This is a genomic window from Agrococcus versicolor (genome assembly GCF_039531815.1).
In the GTDB taxonomy this organism is placed as follows: domain Bacteria; phylum Actinomycetota; class Actinomycetes; order Actinomycetales; family Microbacteriaceae; genus Agrococcus; species Agrococcus versicolor.
In genome coordinates, this window is the sequence record NZ_BAAAQT010000010.1 from 38,961 (window position 1) to 63,656 (window position 24,696).

Annotated in this window: 18 protein-coding genes; 7 read left to right on the forward strand and 11 right to left on the reverse strand. The window is 71.8% G+C overall.

The features are described 5' to 3' along the window. The first annotated feature begins 68 nt into the window (after window positions 1–68). Window positions 69–608, forward strand: a complete 540-nt coding sequence (locus ABD249_RS16035) for a LysR family transcriptional regulator substrate-binding protein (protein WP_344345232.1) — start codon at window positions 69–71, stop codon at window positions 606–608. A gap of 1,039 nt (window positions 609–1,647) precedes the next feature. Here ABD249_RS16035 and ABD249_RS16040 read toward each other — a convergent pair. Beyond that, a complete protein-coding gene (locus ABD249_RS16040; protein ID WP_344345234.1) occupies window positions 1,648–2,310 on the reverse strand; it encodes an alpha/beta hydrolase in 663 nt (220 codons plus the stop codon). Then, complete coding sequence (locus ABD249_RS16045; protein WP_344345236.1) at window positions 2,307–2,738, reverse strand: YdeI/OmpD-associated family protein; 432 nt, start codon at window positions 2,736–2,738, stop codon at window positions 2,307–2,309. The genes ABD249_RS16040 and ABD249_RS16045 overlap by 4 nt, the downstream gene beginning before the upstream one ends. A gap of 242 nt (window positions 2,739–2,980) precedes the next feature. On the opposite strand from ABD249_RS16045, the gene ABD249_RS16050 reads away from it, so the two are divergent. Then, a complete protein-coding gene (locus tag ABD249_RS16050; RefSeq protein WP_344345237.1) occupies window positions 2,981–3,520 on the forward strand; it encodes an NUDIX hydrolase family protein in 540 nt (179 codons plus the stop codon). 110 nt (window positions 3,521–3,630) lie between these two features. After that, window positions 3,631–4,077, forward strand: coding sequence for a hypothetical protein (locus ABD249_RS16055; RefSeq protein WP_344345238.1), 447 nt, complete (start codon window positions 3,631–3,633; stop codon window positions 4,075–4,077). A gap of 69 nt (window positions 4,078–4,146) precedes the next feature. Here ABD249_RS16055 and ABD249_RS16060 read toward each other — a convergent pair whose 3' ends face one another. From ABD249_RS16060 to ABD249_RS16100, 9 genes are all read right to left on the reverse strand, one after another. Next, a complete protein-coding gene (locus ABD249_RS16060; protein ID WP_344345240.1) occupies window positions 4,147–4,950 on the reverse strand; it encodes a spermidine synthase in 804 nt (267 codons plus the stop codon). A gap of 89 nt (window positions 4,951–5,039) precedes the next feature. Then, window positions 5,040–5,489 carry a SprT-like domain-containing protein gene (locus ABD249_RS16065; RefSeq protein ID WP_344345242.1) on the reverse strand — a complete coding sequence of 150 codons (450 nt, stop codon included), beginning with the start codon at window positions 5,487–5,489 and terminating at the stop codon, window positions 5,040–5,042. A gap of 98 nt (window positions 5,490–5,587) precedes the next feature. Continuing rightward, on the reverse strand, window positions 5,588–7,252 hold the full coding sequence (locus ABD249_RS16070) for an amidohydrolase (protein WP_344345245.1): 1,665 nt from the start codon (window positions 7,250–7,252) through the stop codon (window positions 5,588–5,590). A gap of 70 nt (window positions 7,253–7,322) precedes the next feature. Continuing rightward, the gene (locus ABD249_RS16075; RefSeq protein WP_344345247.1) at window positions 7,323–8,192 is read right to left on the reverse strand and encodes an ABC transporter permease; all 870 of its coding nucleotides are present in this window, start codon (window positions 8,190–8,192) and stop codon (window positions 7,323–7,325) included. Beyond that, entirely contained in the window at window positions 8,189–9,127 is a 939-nt protein-coding gene (locus tag ABD249_RS16080; RefSeq protein ID WP_344345249.1) for an ABC transporter permease, read from the reverse strand. Before ABD249_RS16080 ends, ABD249_RS16075 begins: the two co-directional genes overlap by 4 nt. Continuing rightward, window positions 9,124–10,254: an ABC transporter ATP-binding protein gene (locus ABD249_RS16085; RefSeq protein ID WP_344345252.1), complete on the reverse strand. Its 1,131-nt coding sequence runs from the start codon at window positions 10,252–10,254 to the stop codon at window positions 9,124–9,126. The genes ABD249_RS16080 and ABD249_RS16085 overlap by 4 nt, the downstream gene beginning before the upstream one ends. Window positions 10,255–10,256: 2 nt before the next feature. Continuing rightward, the gene (locus ABD249_RS16090) at window positions 10,257–11,432 is read right to left on the reverse strand and encodes a polyamine ABC transporter substrate-binding protein (RefSeq protein WP_344345254.1); all 1,176 of its coding nucleotides are present in this window, start codon (window positions 11,430–11,432) and stop codon (window positions 10,257–10,259) included. Window positions 11,433–11,952: 520 nt separating this feature from the next. Then, window positions 11,953–12,516: a hypothetical protein gene (locus ABD249_RS16095; RefSeq protein WP_344345257.1), complete on the reverse strand. Its 564-nt coding sequence runs from the start codon at window positions 12,514–12,516 to the stop codon at window positions 11,953–11,955. A gap of 116 nt (window positions 12,517–12,632) precedes the next feature. Then, window positions 12,633–13,430, reverse strand: coding sequence for a spermidine synthase (locus ABD249_RS16100; protein ID WP_344345269.1), 798 nt, complete (start codon window positions 13,428–13,430; stop codon window positions 12,633–12,635). 811 nt (window positions 13,431–14,241) lie between these two features. On the opposite strand from ABD249_RS16100, the gene rpoB reads away from it, so the two are divergent. From rpoB to ABD249_RS16120, 4 genes are all read left to right on the forward strand, one after another. Then, window positions 14,242–17,706, forward strand: a complete 3,465-nt coding sequence (rpoB, locus tag ABD249_RS16105; RefSeq protein WP_344345259.1) for a DNA-directed RNA polymerase subunit beta — start codon at window positions 14,242–14,244, stop codon at window positions 17,704–17,706. A gap of 40 nt (window positions 17,707–17,746) precedes the next feature. Then, on the forward strand, window positions 17,747–21,634 hold the full coding sequence (locus tag ABD249_RS16110; protein ID WP_344345262.1) for a DNA-directed RNA polymerase subunit beta': 3,888 nt from the start codon (window positions 17,747–17,749) through the stop codon (window positions 21,632–21,634). Between the two features lie 590 nt (window positions 21,635–22,224). Continuing rightward, entirely contained in the window at window positions 22,225–23,805 is a 1,581-nt protein-coding gene (locus ABD249_RS16115) for a hypothetical protein (RefSeq protein ID WP_344345264.1), read from the forward strand. Window positions 23,806–23,919: 114 nt separating this feature from the next. After that, a partial coding sequence (locus ABD249_RS16120) for an NHL repeat-containing protein (protein ID WP_486303399.1) occupies window positions 23,920–24,696 on the forward strand: 777 nt, incomplete at its 3' end.

Genomic DNA, 24,696 nt, shown 5'->3' on the forward strand with positions numbered 1-24,696 from the left:
CGCAGCGACGCGCGGAGCGTCCGAAGGCGCGCCCGAGCAGGCCGGCGCCGGTCGAGGCGCCCGTCGTCGTGCCGACCGAGCCCTTCCGCCTGCGCTACGTCGAGGGAGCGACGCCCGCGAAGTGGATCCGCGCGTGGGCCGAGCAGATGCCGCAGCCGCTCGAGCACGAGCTCGTCGACGAGGCCGAGCAGGAGGTCGCGCTGCGCGACGGCTCGGCCGACGCCGCCATCGTGCGCCTGCCGGTCGCGGGCGACGACCTCCACGTCGTGCGGCTGTACGACGAGCGCGCGTTCGTCGTCGTGCCGATCGACCACCCCGCCGCCGACCTCGACGAGGTGGCGCTCGCCGACCTCGCCGACTCGCCCCTCCTCGAGCGGGGCACGATGACCTGGTCCGAGCTCGTCGAGGTCGTCGCCTCGGGCGTCGGCATCGCGACGATGCCCCAGTCGCTCGCGCGCCTGCACGACCGTCGCGACGTCGCCTCCCTGCCGGTCGTCGACCTCCCGCCGACGACCGTCGCGCTCGCCTGGCTGCGCACGCGCGACGGCGACGACGTGCAGGCGCTGGCCGGCATCGTCCGCGGCCGCTCGCCCCGCTCGTCCCGCTAGGGCGGGTGCGGCTGCCCGGCTGCGCGGCCGGGCTGCGTGGCTGTCGGACTGCGCGGCTGCCGGGCTGCGCGGGTGCCGGGCTGCGCGGCTGCCGGGCTGCGCGGCTGCCGGGCTCCTCCGCACCACTGCGCCTCCCCGGTCCTCTGCGGCACGGGCCGCGCGCCCGCGCCGCCGCATCCACGCCTGAGCGGCCCGTGAGATGGAATGCGCACCTGGCTCGCCGCTCAGCCGCGATCCCGGCGGCCGCCCGGTGATCCGCCGTGATCCCGGCGACCGCCCGGTGATCCGCAGGGCTCTGCGATCAGCCGGGCTTCGATGGCGGTGCCTCACGTGGAGGCCGCCGGATCCACGCCTGAGCGGCCCGCGAGATGGAATGCGCACCTGGCTCGCCGCTCAGCCGCGATCCCGGCGGCCGCCGGACTGTTCGTCAGGATCCCGGCGGCTGCCCGGCGATCCGCCGGGCTCTGCGATCAGCCGGGCTTCGATGGCGGTGCCCCACGTAGGGGCCGCCGGATCCACGCCTCAGCGGCCCGTGAGGTGGAATGCGGGCCTGGCCTCTCGCTCAGCCGTGAACCCGGCGGCCGCCCGGTGATCCGCCGGGCTCTGCGATCAGCCGGGCTTCGATGGCGGTGCCCCACGTGGAGGGCGCCGGATCCACGCCTGAGCGGCCCGCGAGATGGAATGCGCGCCTGGTCTCTCGCTCAGCCGTGAACCCGGCGGCCGCCCGGCGATTCGCCGGGCTCTGCGATCGGCCGGGCTTCGATGGCGGTGCCCCACGTGGAGGCCGCCGGATCCACGCCTGAGCAGCCCGCGAGATGGAATGCGGGCCTGGCCTCTCGCTCAGCCGTGAACCCGGCGGCCGCCCGGCGATCCGACGCGATCCCGGCGGCCGCACGGCGATTCGCCGGGCTCTGCGATCGGCCGGGCTTCGATGGCGGTGCCCCACGTGGAGGCCGCCGGATCCACGCCTGAGCGGCCCGTGGGACGGAATGCGCACCTGGCCCGCCGCTCAGCCGCGGTTCCGGCGGCCGCCGGCCGATCAGCGGCCGGAGGCCGGCAGCACCCGCTCGAGGAAGGCCGCGACGTCGCGCAGCTCCTCCTGCACGATCGAGTGCGACATCGCGTACTCGTGCGCCTCGACGTCGGTGTGCTCGCGCATCCAGGCGACCGTCCGCGACGTGGCGTCACGGGCGATGATGTCGTCCTGCGTGCCCCAGGCTTGGAAGGCGGGCACGCGCGGCTCGGCGGCGGCGAGCGCCGCATCCCCCTCGCTCGCGCCGCGGAACACGAACCCCGACAGCTGCACGACGGCGGCGAACCGCTCGGGCGCGAGGCGCAGCAGCTGCAGCGTCATCGCGCCGCCCTGCGAGAACCCGAGCAGGGACACCGAGCGGAACTCGTCCTCCAGCCCGTCGAGCCACGCGAGCACGCCGCGCGCGGACGCGTCGATGAGCGTGGCATCGGTCGACATCTGCGAGCCCGCCGCGTACCAGGCGTGGCCCGGTCCGTAGCGCAGCGGTGCGCGCAGCGCCGCGATCGTCAGGTGCTCCGGGAGGAAGGGGGCGAGCGCGAACAGGTCGCCCTCGTGGCTGCCGATCCCGTGCATGACGACGAGCAGGTCGGAGCCCGCACGGCCGTCGATGCCGTCGCGCCAGAGCACGGCGTCGGCGTCGAGGGGATGCATCGTGGTCGCGTCGGTCATGCGAGGCCTCCGACGATCGTCGCGATGCGGCGAGCCCGAGTCTCCTCGGCCTTGGCGCTCGTCACCTGCCGCACGTGCTCCTTGCGTCGCGAGGGCGACAGCGCGTCGAATCGCGCTCGGACTCCGGCGGCGTCGAGCGCGGCGGCGAGGTCGTCGGGGACGGGAGTGTCGCGACTGGAGGTGTCGTGCTCGATCGTCACGTCGTGCGTCTCGCCGCCCGCGACGCCGGCGTCCGCTCGGATCTGCGCCGAGACGGGGATGAGGAAGCGTCCACCCATCACGGCGATCGTCGACGGGTAGACGTGGCCGTTCAGCGTGACGACGACGGGCACGCGCTTGCCCGCTTCGAGGCTCGTGACGACCTCCTCCGGCACCTCGATGCCGACGTTGTTGCCCTGCTGGATGAGCGTGGTGGTGAAGGTGGGCATGGCCCGCTCCTCTCGTGCGCGCCGCGGCGCTCGGCGCCAGCCTAGGACGCGTGCGGCCGACGGTGGTCACGGTTGCACCTCGAGGGGCCGCCTGGAGGTGCAACCGCGACCAGTCGAGGTCGAACGGTGACCAGTCGGGGTGCAGCGGTGACCAGTCGGGACCGGAGGGCGCCGAGGGCGGGGCGGTGGCCGGTCGTGGTGGCGGCGGGCGGAAGCCGTCGGGGGATGCGACCATGGGAGGCATGTCCGTGCGCACCCCCGATCGCAATCCCGGTTGGCTGAGCGACGACGACCTCGCCGAGGCGAGGCGTCGGCTGCCGATGCTCTACGTGGAGGCCGTGCCCGTGCGCCTCGACGGCCACGGCCGTGTCACCGACATCGGCCTGCTGCTGCGCGTCGGCGCATCCGGCGCCATCGCTCGCACGATCGTGTCGGGCCGCGTCATGCACGGCGAGACGCTGCGCGACGCCCTCGACCGTCACCTCGAGAAGGACCTCGGGCCGATGGCGTTCCCGCAGCTGCCGCCGTGCCCGACGCCGTTCCACGTCGCCGAGTACATGCCGCTGCCCGCCGACGGCATGTACCACGACGACCGTCAGCACGCCGTGTCGCTCGTCTTCATCGTGCCCGTCACCGGCACGTGCGAGCCGCGCCAGGACGCGCTCGAGCTCACGTGGCTCACCCCCGACCAGGCGGCGTCCGAGATCGTCACCTCCGAGATGGAGGGTGGCCGCGGCGCGCTCGTGCGCACGGCGCTCGCCCACCTCGGCGCGCTGCGCTGACCACGCGCTGCGTCGACGGTGCGCTGCGCCCACCGCGTGCCGGACCATCCGTGACGGAGTGTGACGAGCCCGCGCGCAGCAGCACGCGGCGCTGACCTACAGTCGCCAGCATGTCCGCCGAGTACCAGGTCCAGCTCGAGTGGGGTCCGCAGGCGCTGCGAGCCCACCCCGCCGACGTCGTCATCGTCGCGGACGCCGACGCCGGCCCCACGGGCGACGCGCTCCGGGCGGCCCCCGCGGGGCTCGTGCTGGCAGCGACCCTCGAGGGCGCCGACGCGATCGCGGAGGTCGTGCTCGCCGAGCAGGCGCGCCTGGGTCGCCGCGCATCCATCACGATCGCGGCCGCCGGCGATGCCTGGCCCGACGGCTCGCTGCGCGTGAGCGTCGCCGACACCCTCGTGGCCGGTCGGGTCGTCGACGCGCTCGCCGAGCGCGGCATCGACTTCCACTCGCCCCAGGCCGCCGTCGCCTGCGCCGCAGCCACGGCGCTGCGCGGCGCCGCCGGCCACCTCGTGCGCGCCGAGCAGGCCGCGCGGAGCGTGGGCGTCTCCGCCTGACGCGCGCCCCGCGGGTCAGGCCGGCGCTCGCGGAGCGTGGGCGTCTCCGCCTGACGTGAGCCCCGCAGGTCAGGCCGGCGTGATGAAGGCCGAGCGGATGGGCTCGGGCGACCAGCGCTCGTCGGCGTCGCGCAGCGGCTCGGCATCGGCGACGATGCGCGACACGTCGACGACGAGCGCCCCGCGCGACGCATCGCCGGCGAGGGCGGCGCGGATGGGCTCGGCGTCGATGGGTCGAGCGCTCGCGACGAGCACGGCGTTGCCGAACCGGGCGCCCGCGAGCACCGAGCCCTGCACGACGAGCGCCGCATGGCCGAAGGCCCGCTCGAGCGCGGCGAGATGCGCGGCGGTGAAGTCGAGCTCGGGCCCCGCGACGCCGTTCACGACGAGCATGCCGCCGTCCGCGAGGGCTGCTCGGGCGGCGAGGGCGCACTGGAGCGACGTGAACGCCGGTGGGATGCGCCCGCCCGCGTAGACGTCGATCACGATGGCGTCGAGCGATGCGGGCGCGGCCGCCTCGAGCCACGCACGGCCCTCGCCGACGGCGACGTCGATGCCTGCCGGGGGAGGCGCGTGCGCGACGACGAGGTCGACGATCGACTGCTCGAGCTCGACGACGGCCTGCCGGGCGTCGGGCCGGCGGTGCGCGACCTGCCGCGGCAGGCTCATCGCCGCGCCCCCGACGTGCGCCATGCGCGGCGCATCGGATGCGGCGAGGGGGCCGGCGAGCGCCGCGAGCATCCACCGCACGGTCGCGTGCGGCGACGGCTCGGCATCGGCGCCCACGTGCGACTGGCGGAAGCCGTCGATCTCGAGCGCCCACCCGTCGCTCAGCGGCACGACGGTCGCGCGCTGCCCGCTCGACAGCAGCACGCCGTCTCCACCCGGACGTGGGCCGCGACCCGACGCGTCGGAGCCGACGTCGTCCGAGCCGCCAGCCGCATCCAACCCCGCGCCCGCGCTCACCGCACGCGCTTCCACGCGATGCGATGCCGCGCGTCGAAGCCCTTCGAGCATCGGCCGCAGCTCGCCGTGCGCGTCGGTCGGCGGAAGCGATGGTGCTCGTGCCCGGCGGGGCAGTGCCCGACCCACGGCGCGAGCTCGGTGGCGATCGCACCGTCGTGCAGCCGGCCGCCCTCGTAGCCGAGCTCCTTCGCGACGCGCTTCCAGCGGGCGCCGTGCCCGGCGTCGAAGCCCGCGAGCGCGTGCGCGACCTCGTGCAGCAGCACCTGGTGCACCTCGTCGTCCTCGTAGCGCGCGGCGAGGTGGCGCGACACCGAGATGCGGTGGGCCCCGTGGTCCGTCAGCCCCGCGCGACGCCGCGCGTGGTCGAACCCGAACGACCACGAGTCGTCGAGATGGATGCGGATGAGCGACTCGGCCCACACGCGCACGCGGTCGAGGTCAGCCATGCGCACCGACCCGCGCCCCGTGCATCCCCACGCGTCCATGGTGACACCGACCGCCGACGCCGGGGGCAGCCGCGCCCACCCGTACCCCGGCGCGGCCGTCACTCCCGCACGTGCACCCGGCGCCCGCCGACCCACGTCTCGTCGTTGACGGTGTCGCCGATCTCCTCGGCATCGCCGCCGAACGGGTCGCGGCTCGCGATGGCGAGGTCGGCGAGACGGCCGGCAGCGAGCGTGCCGCACTCCCACCGGTTCACCCAGGCCGAGCCGGCCGTGTAGGCCGAGAGCGCCGTCGGCAGCGTGAGCGCCTGCTCGGGGAGGAAGGGCCGGTGCCCGCGCGTGCCCGGCTCGGTGCGCGTGACGCCCACGTGGATCGCCGCCCACGGGTCGGGGGTCGACACCGACCAGTCCGACCCCGCCGCGAGCGTCGCACCCGCGGCGGCGAGCGAGGCGAAGGGGTACTGCCACGACACGCGCTCGGCGGCCTCGCCGCCGAGGAACGGGATCGTGAGGTCGAGCATCTGGTCCTCGTACACGGCCCAGAGCATCTGCATGTTCGCCGCGACGCCCAGCTCGCGGAAGCGCTGACGGTCGTCGGGATGCACGACCTGGATGTGCGAGATGTGGTGCCGTCCGTCGATCCAGCCGTTCGCCGCCCGCGCGGCGGCGACGGCATCGAGGCACTCGCGGACGGCGCGGTCGCCGATCGCGTGGAAGTGGGCCTGGAAGCCGAGCCGCTCGAGCTCCGGCAGCGCCTCGGCGAGCACGGCGGGATCGTGGAACGACAGCCCGTCGTTCGCGGTCGCATGCCCGTGGCCGTCGCAGTACGGCTCGAGCATGCCCGCGGTGAAGTTCTCGGCGACGCCGTCCTGCATGATCTTCACGCTCGTCGCCGCGAACGTGCCCGCCTGCCAGGCGGCGCGGCGCTCGACGAGCTCCGGGATCTGCTCGACGCCGCGCCCGCGCTCCCACCACAGCGCGCCGCGCACGCGCGCCGTGAGCTCGCCGGCCTCCGCGAGCGCGAGGTACGCGGGCCCGGGGTTCGGCGCGTCGCCGTAGTCGCCGAGGATGGCGTCCTGCCAGCCCGTCACGCCGAGCGAGTGCAGGTGCGCCTGCGCCACGAGCAGGCCCTCGCGCATCCGCTCCGGGCTCTCGACCGGGATGAGGCGGTTGACGAGCGTCATGGCGCCCTCGTGCAGCGTGCCGCTCGGCGAGCCGTCGGCGAGCCGCTCGATGCGGCCGTCGGCGGGGTCGGGCGTCGAGGCGTCGATGCCCGCCATCCGCAGGGCGACCGCGTTCGCCCATGCGCCGTGACCGTCGCGGTTCGTGATGAAGGCGGGCCGGTCGGGCACGACGCGGTCGAGGTCGGATGCGAGGGGCGTGCCGCCGGGGAAGGCGGCCATCGCCCATCCGCCGCCGAGCAGCCACGGCTCGTCCGGGTGGCTCGCGACGTACGCCGCGATCGTCGCGAGGTAGGCGTCGCGATCGGGGTCGGTGCCTGCGAGGTCGCATCGCAGCATGTCGAGGCCGCCCCACGCGGGATGCACGTGGCTGTCGACGAACCCGGGCGTCAGCAGCCGGCCGCGCAGGTCGACGACCTCGGTGGCGGCGGTGCGCAGCTCGAGCACCTCGTCGTGGCCGACCGCGACGATGCGGTCGCCCGAGATCGCGAGCGACGTCGCCCACGATCGCGCCGCGTCGGCGGTGTAGATGGGTCCGTTCGTGAAGATCGCGTCGACCACGAGCCTGCCTTCCGTCGTCTGCATCGAGCATGCGGCGCTCGCGATCGGGCGCCGGTCGCCCGCCGCCGCACGGATGCGGCGGCGGGCTGCGGCGTCAGCCGCCCGTCATGGTGCGAGCGATCTGCGTCGTCGAGTCGCCCGAGCGCCGCAGCACGATCGCGACGAGCACGAGCACGACGAGGGTGAGCGCGAGCATGATCGTCGACATCGCGGCGATCTCGGGTCGCAGCCCGGATCGCACCGAGCCGAGGATGTAGACCGGCCACGGCGTCGCGCCCTGCACCGAGACGAACGCGGCGATGATCGTGTTGTCGAGGCTCAGGGTGAACGAGAGCAGGAAGCCCGACACGACCGCGGGCGCCGTGAGCGGCAGCGTCACGCGGGTGAGCGCCTGGAACGGCGTCGCGTACAGGTCGGTCGCCGCGTGCTCGAGATGCTCGTCGAGGCCGATGAGGCGCGAGCGCACGAGGTAGGCGACCACGGCGGTCGAGAACAGCGACGAGCCGATCGCGAGGCGCACGATGCCGTCGTTGAGGATCGTGACGCCCAGCTCGGTGCCCAGCTGCACGAACCACGGCAGCAGGGCGACGGCATCCACGATCTCGGGCGTCACGGTCACGAGCAGCAGCAGGCCCGTGAACCACGCCGTCCACCGTCCGGGCCTGCGCGCGAGGGCGATGCCGGCCATGGTGCCCAGCAGCGTCGCGACGACGGCCGACCAGATGGCGACGCGGATCGTGACGAGCACGGTCGCGACGATCTGCCGGTTGGCGAACGCGGCCTCGTAGGCGGCGAAGCCGAAGCCGTCCCACGACGCGAGCAGCCGCCCCTCGTTGAAGGAGTACACGACGATGACGAGGATGGGCGCGAAGAGGAAGGCCATGACGAGCCAGCCCCAGATCGACAGCAGCACGTCGGTGACGGGCTTGCCGCTGCGTCGACGCGCGAGGGTGCGCTCGCTCACGATGCCTCCCCGATGCGCATGCGGTTCGCGAGCCGCAGCGGCCATGTGACGAGCCACAGCATCGCGGCGGCGGCGACGGCCGACAGCACGGTCGTGAGGATGAGCACGACGGCCATCGCCGACCCGAGCGCCCAGTTCTGCGCCGTCGTGAACTGGCTCGCGACGAGCTGGCCCGCCATGGTGCCCTGGGCGCCGCCGAGCACGGTCGCGGTGATGTAGTCGCCCATGAGCGGGATGTAGACGAACAGCACGCCCGCGATGATGCCGGGTCGTGCGAGCGGCAGCGTCACCGTGAGGAAGGTGCGCACGCGGTCGGCGCCGAGGTCCTTGCTCGCCTCGCGCAGCGGCCCCTCGACGCGGTCGAAGGCGACGTACAGCGGCAGGATCATGAGCGGCAGGTAGTTGTAGACGACGCCGATGAGCACGGCGAGGCGCGTGTTGAGGATCTCGATCGGTCCGAGCCCGAGCCCCACCATCCACTCCGACAGGAAGCCCTCGGGGGCGAGCATGACCCGCCAGCCGATGGTGCGCACGAGGAAGTTCGTCCAGAACGGCACGAGCACGAGGCCGAGCATGAGGCCGCGGCGGTTCGCGGGGACCTTCGTCGCGATCCAGTACGCGGCCGGCATCGCGATGAGGAGGCACAGGATGGTGCCGATCACCCCGACCCAGAGCGTGTTGAGGAACACGGAGGCGAAGGTGGGCGAGAGCGCCTCGAGGTAGCGGTCGAAGGAGAGGACGTCGGTCGCGTGCGTCGCGAACAGGCCCGGCTTGTAGCCGAACGAGTAGTAGATGACGAGCCCGACGGGCGCGACGAAGAAGACGAGCAGCCAGGACCAGGCGGGCAGCGCCATGAGGAAGCCCGGCAGGCGCAGCCTGCGGCGCGGAGCCGGCGGCAGCGTCGCACGCTGCTGCGGGGGCGCCGTGGTCGTCACGCCGCCGCCGTCGCGGGCGCGGGGGTCGCGCCGTCGTCGGGGAAGATCGCGACGTCCGACGCGGCCCACGACAGGGTCACGGCGTCGCCGGGTCGCACGCTCGGGGCGCTGGGACGCGGCGTGAGCACGATGATCGAGTGCCGGCCGGACTCGACGATGTACTGCATCGACTCGCCGAGGTGGCTGATGCCGACGAGCCTGCCGACGATGCGGTTCTCGCCCGCGTCCTCGCCGGGCGCGAGCCGCACCGCCTCGGGGCGGATCGCGGCGCGCACGGCGGTGCCGGCGACGAGGTCGGCCGTGCCGCGCAGCGTGAGGCCGTCGGCCTCGACCGTCGCGCCCGCGGCCGTGCCGGAGAAGAAGTTCTGCCTGCCGATGAAGCCCGCGACGTACGCCGACGACGGCGAACCGTAGACGGTGTCGGCGTCCGCGAGCTGCTCGATGCGGCCCGCGCGCATCACGGCGATGCGGTCGCTCATCGACAGCGCCTCGCCCTGGTCGTGCGTCACGAAGACGAAGGTCGTGCCCAGGCGCGCCTGCAGCAGCTTGAGCTCGACCTGCATCTCCTCGCGCAGCTGCCGGTCGAGGGCCGACAGCGGCTCGTCGAGCAGCAGCACCGACGGCCGGTTCACGAGCGCGCGAGCGAGCGCGATGCGCTGCTGCTGGCCGCCGGAGAGCGCCGCTGGGCGCCGGTCGGCGAAGCTGCGCATGCGCACCATGTCGAGCGCCTCCACGACGCGGTCGCGGATCTCGCTGCGCGGCACGCGCGTGCGGCGCAGCCCGAACGCGACGTTCTCCGCCACCGTGAGGTGGGGGAAGAGCGCGTACTGCTGGAAGACCGTGTTGACGTTGCGCCGATGCGGCGGGACGCCGACGACGGACGATCCGGAGATGCGGATGTCGCCGGCGTCCGGCTCCTCGAATCCCGCGATCATCCGCAGCGTCGTCGTCTTGCCGCAGCCCGACGGCCCGAGCAGCGACAGGAACTCGCCCTGCGCGATGTGGAGGTCGAGGCCGTCGACGGCGGTCTGGTCGCCGTAGCGCTTCGTGACGCCCGTGAGCGTCACGTCGCCGGCACGCGCCTCGGAGGCGGCGTGGAGGGCTGCCTGGGCTGCGGTGTCGGTCATCCCTACTGACCCGCCGCGGCCTTCATGGCGTTCCAGATCTCGACGCCGCGCGGCTGCGCCTCGTTGACCTCGCCGTTGTGCATCGTCTCGAGCTGCTCGGGGGTGAAGAACACGATGTCGGTGCGCTCGAGGCCCTCGGCCTCCGCGGCCTCCTCGATGCCGGCGACGCCCGTGTTGTAGCCGATGTAGTCGAGCTCCTGCAGCGAGACCTCGGGGCGCAGCACGTAGTCGATGAAGGCGTGGGCCGCCTCGGGGTGCGGGGCGCCGACGGGGATGCACCAGTTGTCCATCCACAGCTCGGTGTCAGGAGCGCCGAGGCGCCACTGCCAGCGGTCCGGGTCCTCCGACTCGAGGATGCCGAGGCGCGCGTCGCCGTTCCAGCACTGCATGAGCACCTGGGTGCCCTGCTGCATCGCGCCCGAGCCCGGGTAGGAGTCGAAGGCCGAGATGTGCTGTGCGAGCGTGTTGACGAGGAAGTCCTCGGCGGCGTCGAGGTCGGCGTCGTCGGTGGTCGTCCACTCGATGCCGTTCGCCCAGAAGTAGATGCCCGTGAGGTCCTCGGGGGCGTCGAGCAGGCTCGTGCGGCCGCTGGCCTCGTTCTGCGCGGCGTCGATGAAGTCCTCCCACGTCTGCAGGTCGCGGGTGATGACGGTCGAGTCGTAGACGAAGCCCGTCGTGCCCCAGCACTTGCAGATCGAGTAGGCGTTCTCGGGATCCCAGTCCTGCGCCGCGAACGCGGGGTCGAGGTTCGCGAGGTTCGGGATGAGGTCGAGGTTCAGCTCCTGCACGAGCCCCTGCTCGATGAGCTGGGGGATGAAGACGCCCGTGGGCACGATGATGTCGAAGCCGGAGGTGCCGTTCGCGGCGACGAGGCGCGCGATCATCTCCTCGTTCGAGGAGTAGGAGTCGAGCGTGATCTGCGGGCCCTCGGAGTCGGAGAACTCGGTGAGCACCTCGGGGGCGTCGTACTCGCCCCACGTGTAGATGGCGAGGGCGTCCTCGAGGGCGCCGCCGCTCGCCTCGGGTGCCGCGCTCGTCGACGGGCCGGAGCACGCGGCGAGGAAGGCGGTCGCACCGGATCCGGCTGCGACGGCGAGGAAGCCTCGCCTCGTCAGCTCGCTCGTGATCGCCTGCGAGCCGGCTCGGCTCGCGAGGATGCGGATGGGACGTCGTGCCATCGGTGCTCCCTAGGTTCGGTCCGTCGCGACGGGCGTTCCGGTTTCCGTGAGCGTAGGGCGCAGGTAATGCTCTCGACAATGGATTCGGTCGTGACGGATGCGGATCGTCACGCTTCCGTGACCCTGACGCAACACATGCGACGCATTCCGTGGCGGAGCGGATGCTGGCGTGAGCGCCCGGGGTACGGCTCGACCGGTCGCGTCCTGCGTCGACTGGTCGCTTCCTGCGTCGACTGGTCGCGTTCTGCGTCGACTGGTCGCGTTCTGCGTCGACTGGTCACGTTCTGCGGCCGATCGGTCACGTTTGGCGGCGACTGGTCACGTTCTGCGACCGATCGGTCGCGTTCTGCGCGTGAGACCCGTCGAACGGTCCAGATCTGGACCGATCGATCTTGCGGCCGCGCAGCATTCGACCACTCGACGACGCGGGCGCAGGACGTGACCCCTCGAGCGGGCCGCGTGTCGCAGGACGCGACCACTCATGAGCCCGGCGGTCACGGCCGCCCGGCGCTCGCGACCCTCAGCGGCCGAAGAGCGGATGCGTCGGCCGCGCACGCCCCGTGGCACCGTCGGCGCGATCGGCGCGGTCGAGCGCGACGAGCAGCGACACCTCCGCGGCGTCGATCTCCTCCAGCGGCGCCTCGGCCTCGCGCAGCAGCGCGAGCGCCTCGCCGAGGTCGTCGGCCGCCTCGCGCCAGCGCTGCGCCGCGAAGCGCGCGACGCCTCGCTCGTGGAGCGCCTCGGCGAGCACGGCATCCCACCCCGATGCGCGCGCCTCGTCGACGACGGAGTCGCAGTCGCGCAGCGCAGCCGGCACGCGTCCGCTGCCCACGGCGATCGCGGCGCGCAGCAGCCGCATGCGCGCGCTCTCGCGCCGATCGCCCGTGGCGCGCGCCACCATGAGCGCCCGCGCCGCGCTGCCGGCGGCCTCGTCGGTGCGGCCGACGGCGAGCAGCAGCCACGCACGCTCGGCGAGGTCGGCCATCGCCCGTGACAGCCCGATCGCGTCGATGCGCGCGGTCGCGGCCGCGACGTCGACGGTGGGACGCAACGTCGTCACGTCGAACCCGAGCACCGCATGCATGGCCACATCCTGCACCCGACCGCCGACGGGATCGGGGCGCATCGCCCGGGGTGCCGAAGACACGCCGACGGATGGGCGAGCACGGCGGCGGTCGAGGGCGCCGACCGAGTGCGTCGTCAGCCGAAGACGGAGCGGCTGGGCGGGGGAGAGGGGAGCGCGGTGGCGTCGGTCACGATCGCGCCGCTCGAGGCGAAGCGGCGCAGCTCGTCGCCGACGACGACCTTCGCGGGCCACGGGTCGCGCTGCAGCGCGGCGGGCACGCCGTCGAGCGGCAGCGGCTGGGCCGAGGCGACGGCGACGAGGTTGCCGTAGCGACGGCCCTTGAGGAACCCGGTGTCGGCGATGGCCGCGACATGCGGGTGCACGGTCGAGAGGGTCGCGAGCTGCGAGCGCACGAAGCGCAGCTCCTTCCCGTCGGCGAGGTTGACGCACAGCACGCCGTCGGGGGCGAGCAGGGCGCGCACGCGCTCGTGGAACTCGAGCGACGTCACGTGCGCCGGCGTCTGCGATCCGGCGAAGACGTCGACCACCACGAGGTCGCACACCCCCATGAGGCCGGCGGGCAGGCGCTCGAGCACGGCGCGCGCGTCCCCGTATCGGATGCGGATGCTCGCCTCGCGCGGGAGCGGGGCAACCTCCCGGACGATCTCGACGATCCCCGGCTCGAGCTCGATGACCTGCTGGCGCGATCCGGTCCGCGTCGCCGCGACGTAGCGGGGGAGGGTGAGCGCGCCGGCGCCGAGGTGCACGGCGGTGAGGGGTCCGGGTCGCATGGCGTCGAGCACGTGCCCGATGCGCTGCACGTACTCGTAGACGAGCAGCTCGGGCCGCTCGGGGTCGACGTGCGACTGCGGGGTGCCGTCGACGACGAGCTGGTATCCGCCCTCGCCGGCGAAGCGCATCTCGGCATGCATGCCGTTCGAGAGCGTCGTCGAGGGAAGGCCGGTCACGCCTCCATCCTGCCTGCCCGTGCCCTCCCCGTCGGCACGGTGCCGAGCCGAGGGCGCGGCGCCGAGCGTCGATCGGTCCCTGCTGGCCCATCCGACGGCTCGACCGGTCCAGATCGGGACCACTGTGCTCGGCGGGACCTCGAACGGTCCAGATCTGGACCGTTCGACGGGTCGGAGGCGCAGATGTCGACCGCTCGGCCGCCGATCGTGACCGATCGAGGGCTGAGCCGGAACGGGGCAGCGAGTGGTCCACCTCTGGACCTCTGTGCCCGGCGGGAGGTCGAATGGTCCAGATCTGGACCGTTCGACGGGCGAGCGGTCCAGATGTGGACCGCTCGGCAACGGATCGTGACCGGTCGGCGCAGATCGTGACCGGTCGGCGCAAATCGTGACCGGTCGGCGCAGATCGTGACCGGTCGGCAACGCATCGTGACCGGTCGGCGCAGATGGCGACCGGTCGGGCGCAGATTGTGACTGATCGGCGCAGATCGCGACCAGTCGGCGCAGATCGTGACCAGTCGACGCACGGAGCCCCGGTCGCGCACCCGCCACCGCCGGCGTTCGCCCCCAGCGCACGGGATCCGGGTCCTGAGACACGCCGGGGAGTGGACACGCGAATCGCCCGGGCGTATCGTAGGACTTTGCTCCTGGACTCCCCATGCCCTCATATTGCGGTCGGCGTGCGCCCACAGCGCAGTCGGAGACAGCGAGCACCTCACCTTACGACGTCGACCCGCAGCGGCTGCAACCCGCATGCGGCACGGAGGTAGTCACCTTGGCAGATGCCATCACCGGGCGCAGCGCCGCCCGTCTGAGCTTCGCGAAGATCCCCGAGACCCTGACGGTCCCCGACCTTCTCGCTCTCCAGACCGAGAGCTTCGAGTGGCTCATCGGATCGAAGGGCTGGCAGGACCGGCTCGCCCTCGCTGACGCGGAGGGTCGCGACGACATCTCCCGCCAGTCGGGCCTCGAGGAGATCTTCGAGGAGATCTCCCCCATCGAGGACCTGGGCGAGAAGATGCAGCTCTCCTTCTCCGAGCCGAGCCTCGAGGAGCCGAAGTACACGATCGACGAGTGCAAGGAGCGCTCGAAGACGTATGCGGCGCCGCTCTACGTGGCCGCCGAGTTCATGAACCACGAGACCGGCGAGATCAAGTCGCAGACGGTCTTCATGGGCGACTTCCCGCTCATGACCCAGAAGGGCACGTTCATCATCAACGGCACCGAGCGTGTCGTCGTGTCGCAGCTCGTCCGCTCGCCGGGCGTCTACTTCGAGCGCACGGCCGAGAAGACCTCCGACAAGGACGTCTACTCCGCTCGCATCATCCCGAGCCGCGGTGCCTGGCTCGAGTTCGAGATCGACAAGCGCGACGCCGTCGGCGTGCGCATCGACCGCAAGCGCAAGCAGTCGGTCACGGTCTTCCTCAAGGCCCTGGGCCTCGAGGCCGAGGACATCGCCCGCGAGTTCGCGGGCTACGAGTCGATCCTCGCCACCCTCGAGAAGGACCCGGTGATGTCGAAGGAGGACGCCCTCCGCGACATCTACCGCAAGCTCCGTCCGGGCGAGCAGGTCGCCGCCGAGGCCGCGCGTGCGCTGCTCGACAACTTCTACTTCAACCCGAAGCGCTACGACCTCGCGAAGGTCGGTCGCTACAAGGTCAACCGCAAGCTCGGCATCGACGTGCCCATGAGCGACTCGGTGCTGTCGGTCGCCGACATCGTCGGGACGATCAAGTACCTCGTCGCGCTGCACGCCGAGCAGGAGACCCTGCCGGGCGTCCGCAAGGGCGAGGCCGTCGACGTCCGCCTCGACACCGACGACATCGACCACTTCGGCAACCGTCGCATCCGCGCCGTCGGCGAGCTCATCCAGAACCAGGTCCGCACGGGCCTGGCTCGCATGGAGCGCGTCGTCCGCGAGCGCATGTCCACGCAGGACATCGAGGCCATCACGCCGCAGACCCTGATCAACGTCCGACCCGTGTCGGCCGCGATCAAGGAGTTCTTCGGCACGTCGCAGCTGTCGCAGTTCATGGATCAGAACAACCCGCTCGCGGGCCTGACCCACAAGCGCACGCTGTCGGCCCTCGGCCCGGGTGGCCTCAGCCGCGAGCGCGCAGGCGTCGAGGTGCGAGACGTGCACCCCTCGCACTACGGCCGCATGTGCCCGATCGAGACCCCGGAAGGCCCGAACATCGGTCTCATCGGTCGTCTCGCGACGTTCGGCCGCATCAACTCGTTCGGCTTCATCGAGACGCCGTACCGTCGCGTCGTCGACGGCGTCGTCACCGAGAAGATCGACTACCTGACGGCCTCCGAGGAGGACGAGCACTACGTCGCGCAGGCGAACTCGCCCTTCGACGCGAACGGCAAGCTCACCTCCGAGCGCGTCCTCATCCGCAAGAAGGGCGGCGAGGTCGAGCTCATCGCCCCCGAGGACGTCGACTACATGGACGTCTCGCCCCGCCAGATGGCGTCGGTCGCGACGAGCCTCATCCCGTTCCTCGAGCACGACGACGCGAACCGCGCCCTCATGGGTGCGAACATGCAGCGTCAGGCCGTGCCGCTCCTCCGCAGCCACTCGCCGCTCGTCGGCACGGGCATGGAGGGCTTCGCGGCGATCGACGCCGGCGACGTCGTCACCGCCGAGCAGGCCGGTGTCGTCGCCGAGGTGTCGGCCGACGTCGTCACGATCCAGCTCGACGACGGCGGCACGCAGGACTACTACCTGCGCAAGTTCGACCGCTCGAACCAGGGCACGTCGTACAACACCCGCGTCATCGTCTCGGCAGGCGACCGCGTCGAGGTCGGTCAGGTCCTCGCCGACGGTCCCGCGACCGAGAACGGCGAGCTCGCGCTCGGCAAGAACCTCCTCGTGGCGTTCATGCCGTGGGAGGGCCACAACTACGAGGACGCGATGATCCTCAGCCAGAACCTCGTGAAGGAGGACGTCCTCTCGTCCATCCACATCGAGGAGTACGAGGTCGACGCGCGCGACACGAAGCTCGGCAAGGAGGAGATCACCCGTGACCTCCCCAACGTGAGCCTCGACCTCATGGCCGACCTCGACGAGCGCGGCATCATCCGCATCGGCGCCGAGGTGTCGCCCGGCGACATCCTCGTCGGCAAGGTCACGCCCAAGGGCGAGACCGAGCTGTCGGCCGAGGAGCGCCTGCTGCGCGCGATCTTCAACGAGAAGAGCCGCGAGGTCCGCGACACGTCGCTCAAGGTCCCCCACGGCGAGCAGGGCACCGTCATCGCGGTGAAGCACTTCAACGCCGAGGAGGGCGACGACGAGCTCGGCTCGGGCGTCCACGAGAAGGTCGTGGTCTACATCGCGCAGAAGCGCAAGATCACCGAGGGCGACAAGCTCGCCGGCCGTCACGGCAACAAGGGCGTCATCGCGAAGATCCTGCCCGAGGAGGACATGCCGTTCCTCCCCGACGGCACGCCGGTCGACATCATCCTGAACCCGCTGGGCATCCCGAAGCGCATGAACTTCGGCCAGGTGCTCGAGACCCACCTCGGGTGGATCGCGGCGACGGGCTGGGATGCCGACACGAAGGCCGACTGGGCGAAGAACCTGCCCAAGGAGATCCTGAAGGCCGGCCCCGGCACGAAGGTCGCGACCCCGGTGTTCGACGGTGCGACGGAGGAGGAGATCATCGGTCTCCTCGACTCGACGCTCCCGACGCGCGACGGCGACCGCCTCATCGACGGCTCGGGCAAGGCCCGACTGTTCGACGGTCGCTCGGGCGAGCCGTACCCGTACCCGATCTCGGTCGGCTACATGTACATCCTGAAGCTCCACCACCTCGTCGACGACAAGATCCACGCGCGCTCGACGGGCCCGTACTCGATGATCACCCAGCAGCCGCTGGGCGGCAAGGCGCAGTTCGGTGGCCAGCGATTCGGCGAGATGGAGGTGTGGGCGCTCGAGGCATACGGCGCCGCCTACACGCTCCAGGAGCTCCTCACGGTGAAGTCCGACGACATCGTCGGCCGCGTGAAGGTGTACGAGGCGATCGTCAAGGGCGAGAACATCCACGACCCCGGCATCCCCGAGTCCTTCAAGGTGCTCATGAAGGAGATGCAGTCGCTCTGCCTGAACGTCGAGGTGCTCAACGCCGCCGGCGAGGTCGTCACCCTGCGTGACGACGAGGACGAGGCGCTCCGCACGGCCGAGGAGCTCGGCATCAACATCTCTCGCCCGGAGCTCTCGTCGATCGACGAGATCTGATCCGGCCGCCCCAAGATTCAGAACTGACAGGAAGCAAGCATTGATCGACGCAACCACGTTCGATGAGCTCCGGATCGGCCTGGCCACGGCGGATGACATCCGCAAGTGGTCCCACGGCGAGGTGAAGAAGCCCGAGACCATCAACTACCGCACGCTCAAGCCCGAGAAGGATGGGCTGTTCGGCGAGCAGATCTTCGGTCCCTCCAGGGACTGGGAGTGCTCCTGCGGCAAGTACAAGCGCGTCCGCTTCAAGGGCATCGTCTGCGAGCGCTGCGGCGTCGAGGTCACGAAGTCGTCCGTGCGCCGTGAGCGCATGGGCCACATCGAGCTCGCCGCCCCGGTGACGCACATCTGGTACTTCAAGGGTGTGCCGAGCCGTCTCGGCTACCTCCTCGACATGGCGCCGAAGGACCTCGAGAAGGTCATCTACTTCGCCGCGTACATGATCATCGAGGTCGACGTCGACGGACGCCACGAGGACCTGCCCGGCATCGAGCAGGAGATCCGCCTCGAGATGGCCGAGCTCGAGAAGCGTCGCGACTCCGCGATCGCCGAGCGCCTCCAGCAGCTGGAGACCGACGTCGCCCAGCTCGAGGAGGAGGGCGCGAAGGCCGACCAGAAGCGCAAGGTCCGCGACGCGGGCGAGCGCGAGATGGCGCAGATCCGCAAGGGCACCGACGAGCAGATCGCGCACCTCGAGCGCGTGTTCGACGACTTCCGCTCGCTGAAGGTCGGCGACCTGAAGCCCGAGGACGCCGTGTTCCACGAGCTGGTCGACCGCTTCGGCGACTACTTCGAGGGCTACATGGGCGCCGAGGCGATCAAGCGTCGCCTGCTCGCGTTCGACCTCAAGACCGAGGGCGAGGATCTCCACCGCGAGATCGCCGAGGGCAAGGGCCAGCGCAAGATCCGTGCGATCAAGCGCCTCAAGGTCGTCAACTCGTTCCTGCAGACGGGCACCAACCCGGCTGCGATGGTCCTCGACGTCGTCCCGGTCATCCCGCCGGAGCTGCGCCCGATGGTGCAGCTCGACGGTGGCCGCTTCGCGACCTCCGACCTGAACGACCTCTACCGTCGCGTCATCAACCGCAACAACCGCCTGCGTCGCCTGCTCGACCTCGGTGCTCCCGAGATCATCGTGAACAACGAGAAGCGCATGCTGCAGGAGGCGGTCGACGCCCTCTTCGACAACGGCCGTCGTGGCCGTCCCGTCACGGGCACCGGCAACCGCGCGCTGAAGTCGCTCTCGGACATGCTGAAGGGCAAGCAGGGCCGGTTCCGCCAGAACCTGCTCGGCAAGCGCGTCGACTACTCGGGCCGTTCGGTCATCGTCGTCGGCCCGCAGCTCAAGCTGCACCAGTGCGGCCTGCCGAAGCAGATGGCGCTCGAGCTGTTCAAGCCGTTCGTCATCAAGCGCCTCATCGACCTGCAGCACTCGCAGAACATCAAGCACGCCAAGCGCATGGTGGAGCGGGCGAAGCCGCAGGTGTGGGACGTGCTCGAGGAGATCATCTCCGAGCGCCCCGTGCTGCTGAACCGTGCGCCCACGCTGCACCGTCTCGGCATCCAGGCGTTCGAGCCGCTGCTCGTCGAGGGCAAGGCCATCCAGCTGCACCCGCTCGTCTGCTCGGCGTTCAACGCCGACTTCGACGGCGACCAGATGGCCGTGCACCTGCCGCTGTCGGTGGAGGCGCAGGCCGAGGCCCGCATCCTCATGCTGGCGTCGAACAACATCCTGAAGCCGTCCGACGGCCGTCCGGTGACGCTGCCCACGCACGAGATCGTGTCGGGTCTGCACCACCTCACGACGGTGAAGCCGGGCGCGATCGGCGAGGGCCGCGCGTTCGCGTCCGTCGCCGAGGCGATCATGGCGATGGATCAGGGCACGCTCGACCTGGGCGCGCTCGTGAAGATCCGCATCGACGGCCTGCACTTCCGCGAGGAGGACCGGCCGGAGGGCTTCGTCGACGGCGAGACCTTCCTGCTCGAGACCTCGCTGGGCCGTGCGCTCTTCAGCGAGACGCTGCCGGACGACTTCCCGTTCGTGCAGGAGGCGACGACCAAGCCGGTCATCTCCCTCATCGTCAACGCGCTCGCGGAGCGGTACCCGAAGGTCGTCGTGGCGGAGACGCTCGACAAGATCAAGGACGCCGGCTTCCACTGGGCGACGCGCTCGGGCATCTCGGTCGCGCTCTCCGACGTCATCACGCCGAAGGAGAAGAAGGCGATCGTCGGCAAGGCCGAGGTCGACGCGCAGAAGATCCAGGACCAGTACGAGAACGGCTTCATCTCCGATGCCGAGCGTCGTCAGGACCTGACCGAGCTGTGGACGAACGCGACGAACGACGTCCAGAAGGCGACGGTCGCGGCGTTCGACGAGAACAACTCGATCTACCGCATGGTCACCGCAGGCGCGAACGGCAACTGGATCCAGGTGCGCAACATCACCGGCATGCGCGGCCTGGTGACGAACCCGAAGGGCGAGGTCATCGTCCGTCCGATCATCTCCTCGTACCGCGAGGGGCTGTCGGTCGCCGAGTACTTCATCGCCACCCACGGTGCCCGCAAGGGCTCCGCGGACACGGCGCTGCGTACCGCCGACTCGGGCTACCTCACGCGTCGACTCGTCGACGTGTCGCAGGACGTCATCATCCGTGAGGACGACTGCGGCACCGAGCGCGGTCTCGACATGCCCATCGGCGAGAAGGTCGACGGCGTGCTCGTCCGCGGCGAGAACGTCGAGTCCTCGGTGTACGCCCGCACGCTGGCAGCCGACGTCGTCGCCCCCGACGGCACGGTGCTCGCAGCGGCAGGCACCGACTTCGGCGACGTGCAGATCAACGCGGTCGTCGCGGCAGGCGTCGAGGAGGTCAAGGTCCGCTCGGTCCTGACCTGCGAGTCGGCCACCGGCGTGTGCGCGGCCTGCTACGGCCGGTCGCTCGCCACGGGCAAGCTCGTCGACATCGGCGAGGCCGTCGGCATCATCGCGGCACAGTCGATCGGCGAGCCCGGCACGCAGCTCACGATGCGCACCTTCCACACCGGTGGCTCGGTGGGCGCGAGCGACATCACGCAGGGTCTGCCCCGCGTGACGGAGCTCTTCGAGGCTCGGACGCCCAAGGGCGCCTCGCCGATCGCCGAGGCCGCAGGCCGCGTGCGCATCGACGAGGACGACAAGTCGAAGCGCATCGTGATCGTGCCCGACGACGGCAGCGAGGAGATCGCCTACCCGGTCCTCCGTCGCTCGACGCTCCTGGTCGCCGACGGCGACCACGTGGAGCAGGGCGAGCAGCTGCAGATCGGTGCCGTCGACCCCAAGGAGGTGCTGCGCGTGCGCGGCATCCGCGAGGTGCAGAAGCACCTCGTGACGGGTGTCCAGGACGTGTACCGCTCGCAGGGCGTGCCGATCCACGACAAGCACATCGAGGTCATCGTCCGTCAGATGCTCCGCAAGGTCACCGTCGTCGACCACGGCGAGACCGACCTGCTGCCGGGCGAGCTCGTCGACCGCATGCGGTACAACGACCTCAACCGTGCGGCGCTGACGTCGGGCAAGAAGACGGCGTCCGCTCGCCAGGAGGTCATGGGCATCACGAAGGCGTCGCTCGCGACGGAGTCGTGGCTGTCCGCGGCCTCGTTCCAGGAGACGACGAAGGTGCTCACGGAGGCGGCGCTCAACGGCCGCACCGACTCCCTCGTCGGCCTCAAGGAGAACGTCATCATCGGCAAGCTCATCCCGGCGGGTACCGGTCTGCACCGGTACCGCGACGTCGAGGTGGAGGCGACCGAGGAGGCCAAGGCGGAGCGCTACCCGAACCGACTGTTCGGCGACTCGTCGTCGTTCGGCGACGGCGACCTGGACTTCGTCGACTTCGACTCGTTCACGTCGGGCGACTCGTTCGGCGACGAGCCGGGCGTCTACCGCTGATCGACCGATCGATCCATCCCGAGGGGGCCGTGCCGCGAGGCACGGCCCCTTCGGCGTTCGCCCTTCGAGACGGCTGCTCGCTCCGCTCGCGGCCTCCTCAGGGAGCGGGTGGGGGAGGCTGCCCACCCCCGGTCCCCGAGGTGCGAGCGGAGCCACCCCGGTCCCCGAACTGCGAGCGGAGCCCTCCCGGTCCCTGAGGTGCGAGCGGAGCCCCCCGGTCCCTGAGGTGCGAGCGGAGCCCCCCCTCGGCCCCTGAGGTGCGAGCGGAGCGAGCCTCGAAGGGCTGCCCACCCCCGGTCGCCGAGGTGCGAGCGGAGCGACCCCCGGCCCCTGAGGTGCGAGCGGAGCGAGCCTCGAAGGGCTGCCCACCCCCGGTCGCCGAGGTGCGAGCGGAGCCAACCCCGGTCCCTGAGGTGCGAGCCGTGCGAGCCTCGAGGGGCTCCCCACCTCCGGTCCCTGAGGTGCGAGCGGAGCGAGCCTCGAAGGGCTGCCTCGCCCGCCGCCCCGCGTGCCTCCCGGGGTCCGTGTCACCCGCTGCCTAGACTCGGCCACCAGCGCAGCATGCTGCGCTGACGAGCGAGGAGCGATGGATGAGCGACACGACGAACCGCGACGGCTGGCCCGGCGACGCCGAGGGCTCGCAGCCGCGGCAGCCCGCCGACGACGCCTCGACGTCGGTGTCCGACCACGACGCGCACCAGGGGCTCGTGGACGACGGCGAGACGCCGACGCAGCAGATGCCCGTGCAGTCCGATGCGCCGACGCAGCAGCTGCCGTCGCAGGGCGACGCCCCGGCGCAGGCGGCCCAGCCCGTCGACGAGGCCGACGACTGGCAGCGCTCCTGGGATGACGCGGGCGGCGGCGACATCGAGCCGACGGTCATCGCGCCGTCGACGCTGCGCGGTCCGTCGCACGACCCGGACCATGCGCACGACGCCGGACACGGGCACGACGCCGGGCACGCGCACGACGCCGGGCACGGGCACGACGCCGAGCACGACGGAGGCCACGGGCACGACGCCCCGGTCGCTGCCGAGCACGACGCCGAGGCCGAGCGGTCGTCGATCGAGCGCGCCCCCGACGAGCCCGTCGAGCACTCCTCCGAGGTCACGCACCCGGATCCGGCCGCCGAGGACGCCCTCGCGTCGTCGCGCACCGTCGAGACGGGCGAGTCGAACGATCCGCCGGAGCTCGTCGAGCCTCGTCGCCCGAGCCTGAGCCTGCGCGGCGACCAGCGGCCCGACCTCGCCGACACGGCCCCGTTCGCGGGCCTCGCCGGCGTCGGCGCGCTCGCCGGGGCAGGTGCCGTCGGCGCGGCGTCGACGCCCGCAGCGGCCTCGACCCCCGCCGAGTCGTCGGCGGCCGCCGAGACGACCACGACCTCCGACCGCGACCGCGAGCCCGCGCCGACGCAGGCGATGCCCGTGACGCGCGACGACGAGCCGCGCTTCGAGGTCGACGAGCCCGCCGTCGCCCCCGCGACCGCGTCGACGACGACGACGACCGAGCAGCCCGCCGAGCAGCGCACGGAGCGCCTCGGGTCGATCTCGGTCGACGACGAGACGGCGCGCGCCGCCGCGACCGGCACGCCGATCGTGCTCGTCGAGAGCGCGACGCCGCCGCGGAAGAAGGGCGCCCGCGGCGTCGGCTTCCTCGTCGTGCTGCTGTCGACGCTCATCTTCGGAGCGCTGCTCGCCGCCGCCTTCCTCGCCGTCGAGTTCCTCTTCGACCGCGACTTCGTGCTCGACGACTTCCTGCAGACCGTGTGGCTGCGCCCGTCGTGGCTGCTGCCGGTCGCGGTCTTCTTCGTCGCCTACTGGCTGACGACGATCATCGTGAACCGCGCCGGCTGGTGGGCGCACGTGCTCGGCGGCTTCATCCTCGCCCTGCTCGCGTACGCCGCGCACGTCGTCGGCGCGTTCCTCGAGACGCAGTCGAACCCGTGGGACGTCACGGCGGTCACGACGATCGGCCTGTCGGACCTCGGGCAGCTGCTGCTCGCGCCGGCGGCGATCGTCACGTTCGTGCTCGCACGCGAGGTGCCGATCTGGTTCGGCGGCATCGTCGCCCGCCGCGGTCGTCGCGCGAAGGCGAAGAACGCCGCGGCGCTCGAGGAGTACGAGACCGAGCAGTCGCGCCGCCTCGAGGAGTACGAGGCCACGCGCGCCTGACCTCGCGTCCGCATCGCCGGCACCCCCTGAGCAGAGGATCGCTCAGGGGGTGCTCAGCGCTTCGGGGGCCGCGTAGGGCATGATCGGTGCGTCGGGCCGAGAGGTGAGGGTGCCGTGGGCGTGCTGCGCTGGATGAAGCGTCGTCGGAGGACGACCGCGTCCGTCGCCGTCGTGTCCGCCGCCGCGATCGCGCTCGGGGTGCTGGCCTTCACGTACGAGGGCTTCACGCAGACGGACGTCGATCTGCATGACGGCGGCGTGTGGGTCACGCGCACGTCGGATGCGCAGGTCGGGCATCTGAACGTGCAGGCGCAGGAGCTCGACGGCGGGTTCTTCGTGCCGTCCGGCTCGACGACGTTCGACGTGCTGCAGGATGGCGACGCCGTCTTCGTCCGCGACGGCGACGGCGCGCTCATCCAGGTCGACCCCGCATCCATGACGCTGGGTGCGACCGTGCCGCTCCATCCCGACACGCAGGTGCAGCAGCGCGGCGGCACCGCCGCGATCCTGTCGCCCGAGGGCGAGCTGTGGGCGCTGCCGGTCGCCGAGGTCGGCGGCTTCGACGCCGAGGCGCTCGAGCCGCTCGCCGAGCTGGGCGACGGCGCGGCCCTCGCGGTCGGGCTCGACGGCAGCGTCGCCGTGGCCTCGCCGGGCGAGGGCGCCGTCGTGCGCTGGTCCCTCGATGACGACGGCACCTTCGTCGAGACGTCGCGCGAGCCCCGCGAGGGCCTGGCCGACGTCGACGACGTGTCGGTGACGCTCGTGGGCGAGCAGGCCGTCGCGCTGGGCGGCGAGCGCCTCTTCCTGCCCGGTCGCACCGTCGACGTGCCTGAGGATGCGGTGCTGCAGCAGGTGGGTGACGAGGCGTCGTCGGTGATGCTGGCGACGAGC